At 52.0% G+C, this 4,126-nt stretch carries 5 protein-coding genes and 3 tRNA genes; all 8 read right to left on the reverse strand.

Annotated features, from left to right (window positions below):
* Positions 1–139 (reverse strand): GTP-binding protein (locus CHR62_RS15445; RefSeq protein ID WP_233575046.1); only part of this gene is annotated, 139 nt, incomplete at its 3' end.
* A gap of 52 nt (positions 140–191) precedes the next feature.
* Positions 192–266: transfer RNA gene (locus CHR62_RS15450), tRNA-Thr, on the reverse strand.
* 47 nt (positions 267–313) lie between these two features.
* Positions 314–387, reverse strand: a tRNA-Gly gene (locus tag CHR62_RS15455).
* Positions 388–475: 88 nt separating this feature from the next.
* Positions 476–562 (reverse strand) — tRNA-Tyr (locus tag CHR62_RS15460).
* Positions 563–624: 62 nt separating this feature from the next.
* A complete protein-coding gene (locus CHR62_RS15465; protein WP_123661530.1) occupies positions 625–1,653 on the reverse strand; it encodes a type II asparaginase in 1,029 nt (342 codons plus the stop codon).
* Positions 1,646–2,566: a ParB/RepB/Spo0J family partition protein gene (locus CHR62_RS15470; protein WP_093971498.1), complete on the reverse strand. Its 921-nt coding sequence runs from the start codon at positions 2,564–2,566 to the stop codon at positions 1,646–1,648. Before CHR62_RS15470 ends, CHR62_RS15465 begins: the two co-directional genes overlap by 8 nt.
* A gap of 12 nt (positions 2,567–2,578) precedes the next feature.
* Complete coding sequence (locus CHR62_RS15475) at positions 2,579–3,412, reverse strand: ParA family protein (protein ID WP_123661531.1); 834 nt, start codon at positions 3,410–3,412, stop codon at positions 2,579–2,581.
* Complete coding sequence (gene rsmG / locus CHR62_RS15480) at positions 3,409–4,026, reverse strand: 16S rRNA (guanine(527)-N(7))-methyltransferase RsmG (protein ID WP_123661532.1); 618 nt, start codon at positions 4,024–4,026, stop codon at positions 3,409–3,411. Before rsmG ends, CHR62_RS15475 begins: the two co-directional genes overlap by 4 nt.
* Positions 4,027–4,126 lie beyond the last annotated feature (100 nt).

Raw genomic sequence — 4,126 nt, forward strand, 5'->3', positions numbered from 1 at the left:
AGTCTTTGGCTTCACCACCGAAGGCCTTGGACAATACTGTTGTGATCGCTGCGGTCAGCGTCGTTTTGCCGTGGTCAACGTGACCGATCGTGCCGACGTTTACGTGCGGTTTGGTCCGCTCAAACTTACCTTTTGCCATGGCTGTGACTCCTGACTGTGCGAAAATACTGCGAGTGAACGAAATACGTTAGTGGTGCCCATGACGCGGATCGAACGCGTGACCTCTCCCTTACCAAGGGAGTGCTCTACCACTGAGCCACATGGGCGGTATCCTTCAAGCTAAAAAACCCGCCTTAGCGGATTTGCAAAAACTTGGAGCGGGTGAAGGGAATCGAACCCTCGTCGTAAGCTTGGAAGGCTTCTGCTCTACCATTGAGCTACACCCGCGAAGGGATTCTCTTCTGTACCTGGCGTTGCCTAACGTTGTTGTGCAACGCTGCTTACGCAAAATGCCAGGCCCGTTCTAAAAGGTTTCTGGTGGTGGGAGTTGGATTCGAACCAACGTAGGCGCAAGGCCAACAGATTTACAGTCTGCCCCCTTTAACCACTCGGGCATCCCACCAAAAGAGAACCTCGAATTATGCACATATTTTTAGTGCGTGTCAAACGCTATGCGGCTTTTTTTTAGTGTTCGTCGAAATATTTTTGAATTTTTACAATTTCGGCGGTTTTTTGCAGGGCAAGAAACAACAAAACACGTGCTTTATGTGCATTTAAGTCATGGGTTACAACAAACCCATAAGCATCATCTTGAACCTCGAGATTTCGGGTCACACGACCGGCGGCGCAACGGGTGGCTCGGGCCACCACAAGGCCCTGTGCCGCGGCAGAGGCCAGGCGTTGCAGGGTTTCGTCTGACATATTGCCATTACCAACGCCTGCGACCACCAATGCCGCTGGTTTTGTGAGCAATAGTGCTTCAAGGGTTTCGATATCATTTGCTGCCATGGCGTACCACACGGGCACACGAACGGGAGGGCGCGCGTCTTGATCGGTGGCGCTCAAGTCAAGATGCAGCTCGCTTGCACTACCAAACTTTTGCACCGGGCCTTTATAGAAATAATGTATTCCGGTTGTGTTCACGTAGCCCATAGGGCCGGCATTGCGGGATTCAAAAGCGTCGATGCCTTCACATGCAGCTTTTTGCACGTAACGCGCGCTGTGGACAACGCCGTTCATGACGACTAATACGCCTTTTTTGGCCGATCTGGGATCGGCAGCGACTTGCACCGCGTCGTACAAGTTAATCGGGCCATCTGCCGCATACGCATTCGCGGGCTTCATGGCGCCGGTAATAACCACCGGAATGTCGACAGACAATGCCAACTGCAAGAAATATGCGGTTTCTTCCATGGTATCGGTACCATGGGTGACAACGATTGCATCGGCATGGCCAGCCTGAGCAATTTGCGTAATACGGCGGGCGAGTGCCGCCCACACGGTCCAGGTCATAGACTGACTACCGATATTGACCAGTTGTTCAGCCTGGACCGCAGCAATGCCGGATAAATCGGGCAGAGCCGACAACAATGCTTTGGCACTGAGTTTGCCCGCCACATACGCGGCCTGCCCCGTTTGAACACCAGCAATAGTGCCGCCGGTTGCCAGGATGGTCACGCGGGGCAAAGCCACCGCCTTATGCCGGTCAGGCATCGACCACACCTGCCATACCTTGTCGCTCGAGCAAGGCGTTCAAGTGCTCCCAATCATGAAAATCGATAATAAGTTGGCCTTTATTCTTGCGGCTGATTTTCAGGGAAACTTTTGTGCCTAAGTGATCGGACAATGCTTCTTCAAGCCGCTTGGCATCGCCGGATTTGCTGCTGTCAGCAGCTACAGTGCGCGCAGCCGGCTCGTCTCGTTCTCTTATGGCCCGACCCACCAGTTTTTCAGCATCACGAACTGACATACGTTTCGTGATGATTTCGTTGGCCAGAATAATTTGTTGCCCAGCATCGATTGCAAGCAGCGCCCGGGCATGTCCCATATCGATGTCGCCGGCCAAAAGCATCGTTTGCACCGGCTCGGTCAGGTTAAGCAAACGCAACAAGTTGCTGGTTGCCGATCGCGAACGACCGATTGCCTGTGCGGCTTGTTCATGCGTAAGGCCGAACTCGTCTAGCAAGCGACGTACGCCATGTGCTTCTTCAAGCGGGTTCAGATCCTCGCGCTGAATGTTCTCAATAAGGGCCATGACGGCCGCATTTTCGTCAGCGACGTCACGAACCAGCACTGGGACTTCTTTCAGACCCGCAATTTGGGCGGCGCGAAAACGACGTTCACCCGCGATGATTTCATACTTGCCTTTCTGCGAGCCGGAAAGTGCGCGCACCAGAATAGGCTGCATAATCCCTTGCGTACGAATAGATTCAGCCAGTTCATTCAGGGCGCCTTCATCCATGCGCGTACGAGGTTGATACTTGCCCGCTACCATTTTGGTGACAGGCAACGTATTAGGTAATGTTGCAGCTGCTGGCTTATCGCCCAGCTTCTCCATGGCGTCAGCGTCTGCGCCTAACAGGGCATCCAGCCCACGTCCCAACCCTTTTGGTTTTTTTGTGGCCATGATTCGAATTCCTTATGTATGCGAGGGTTCGTTTTGGACAGATTTGTTCTTGGCGTCTTGTTTCACGCGTTTGACGAGCTCTTTGGCAAACTCGATATAGGCTTTTGCGCCACGCGAGCTTTTATCGTAGACCGTTCCTGGCATGCCATGACTAGGCGCTTCGGCCAACCTTACATTGCGTGGCACGACTGCTTTAAACACCTTATCGCCAAAATGACGCTCAATCTGTGCAGAAACTTGCTGTTGTAACGTTACGCGGGTGTCGAACATAACGCGCAGCAAACCAATAAGCTGCAAATCGGGGTTGATGTTTCGATGTACACGCTTAATGGTGTTGACCAGATCAGACAAACCTTCGAGCGCGAAATATTCGCACTGCATCGGGATAATCACACCGTGTGCGCCAGCCAAACCGTTCAGGGTCAGTAATGACAGCGTTGGCGGGCAATCGATCAAAATAAAGTCGTAGTCCGAAATGACCGTCTGAATCGCATTTTTCAACTGCTGCTCGCGGTTGTCCATTTGGACCAAGTCAATTTCCGCACCTGAAAGTTCACGATTTGCAGGCAGGACATCGTACAGACCCGTGGGCGATTGAACCCGTGCCAGGGCAATGTCAGCTTCGCCAATCAACACATGATAAAGATTGACGTTATCTGCGTTTTTATCGACGCCGCTGCCCATGGTTGCGTTGCCCTGTGGGTCGAGATCGATAAGCAAGACGCGTTGCCGCTGCATGACCAGGGCAGCAGCCAGGTTAATTGCTGTCGTTGTCTTGCCAACACCGCCTTTTTGGTTGGCAATGCAAAAGACCTTGGCAACTTTCTTTTGTGAATCTTGGGTCATTTATTTTCCTTGCGGCTCATCCAGACCAAGCAGCGCTGGGCATCAAGTGCTGGTACATGTAAGGGTTCGATTGCACTGACGCGCCATTCGGTTTGTTCGTGTAATGCGTTAATTTCTTCGCGGGGCTCACGACCTTTCATGGCCAGCAACACCCCCGAGGCCGCGACGTGCTGTCCCGACCACTTGGCAAAATCGTTTAGGGAAGCAAATGCTCGCGATACAACCACTTGTGCGTTAAAAGCGGGTAGCGACTCTACACGAGCATGATGGGCATGTAGATTGGTCAGTTTCAACACACCTGAAATTTGTCTGACAAACGCCATCTTTTTTTCGACGGCATCAATGCAATGTACCTGTCGCTCGGGCAATAAAATAGCAATAACCACACCGGGCAAACCTGCGCCAGAACCCACATCTACGATGGGTCGCGTCTCGCTACCTGGCGAAATTGTATCTAAATATTTCTTAAGCGCAGGGATAATAGCCAAGCTGTCAAATACATGCTGAACCAGCATCTGTTCAGGTTCGCGAATCGCCGTCAAATTATACGTTCGATTCCACTTCTGAAGCTGCTCCCCCTCTGTCACACTAGTTGTCCGGTTGTTTGATTTCATTTTTTATAAACTCAAGGGGCGGATGGAGTGCTGCAATGCCATCCTACAGTGCCGAGCTTAAGGCTCAACTCGTCAAAAAGATGATGCCACCGCACAATCA

It is taken from the genome of Pusillimonas sp. NJUB218 (assembly GCF_003788685.1).
GTDB lineage: Bacteria > Pseudomonadota > Gammaproteobacteria > Burkholderiales > Burkholderiaceae_B > Neopusillimonas.

What these genes read in the sequence shown, in the direction of transcription:
- CHR62_RS15465 (WP_123661530.1), bottom strand. Translation starts at nt 1,653, where the DNA reads ATGCCTGACCGGCATAAGGCGGTGGCTTTGCCCCGCGTGACCATCCTG.
- CHR62_RS15470 (WP_093971498.1), bottom strand. Translation starts at nt 2,566, where the DNA reads ATGGCCACAAAAAAACCAAAAGGGTTGGGACGTGGGCTGGATGCCCTG.
- CHR62_RS15475 (WP_123661531.1), bottom strand. Translation starts at nt 3,412, where the DNA reads ATGACCCAAGATTCACAAAAGAAAGTTGCCAAGGTCTTTTGCATTGCC.
- rsmG (WP_123661532.1), bottom strand. Translation starts at nt 4,026, where the DNA reads ATGAAATCAAACAACCGGACAACTAGTGTGACAGAGGGGGAGCAGCTT.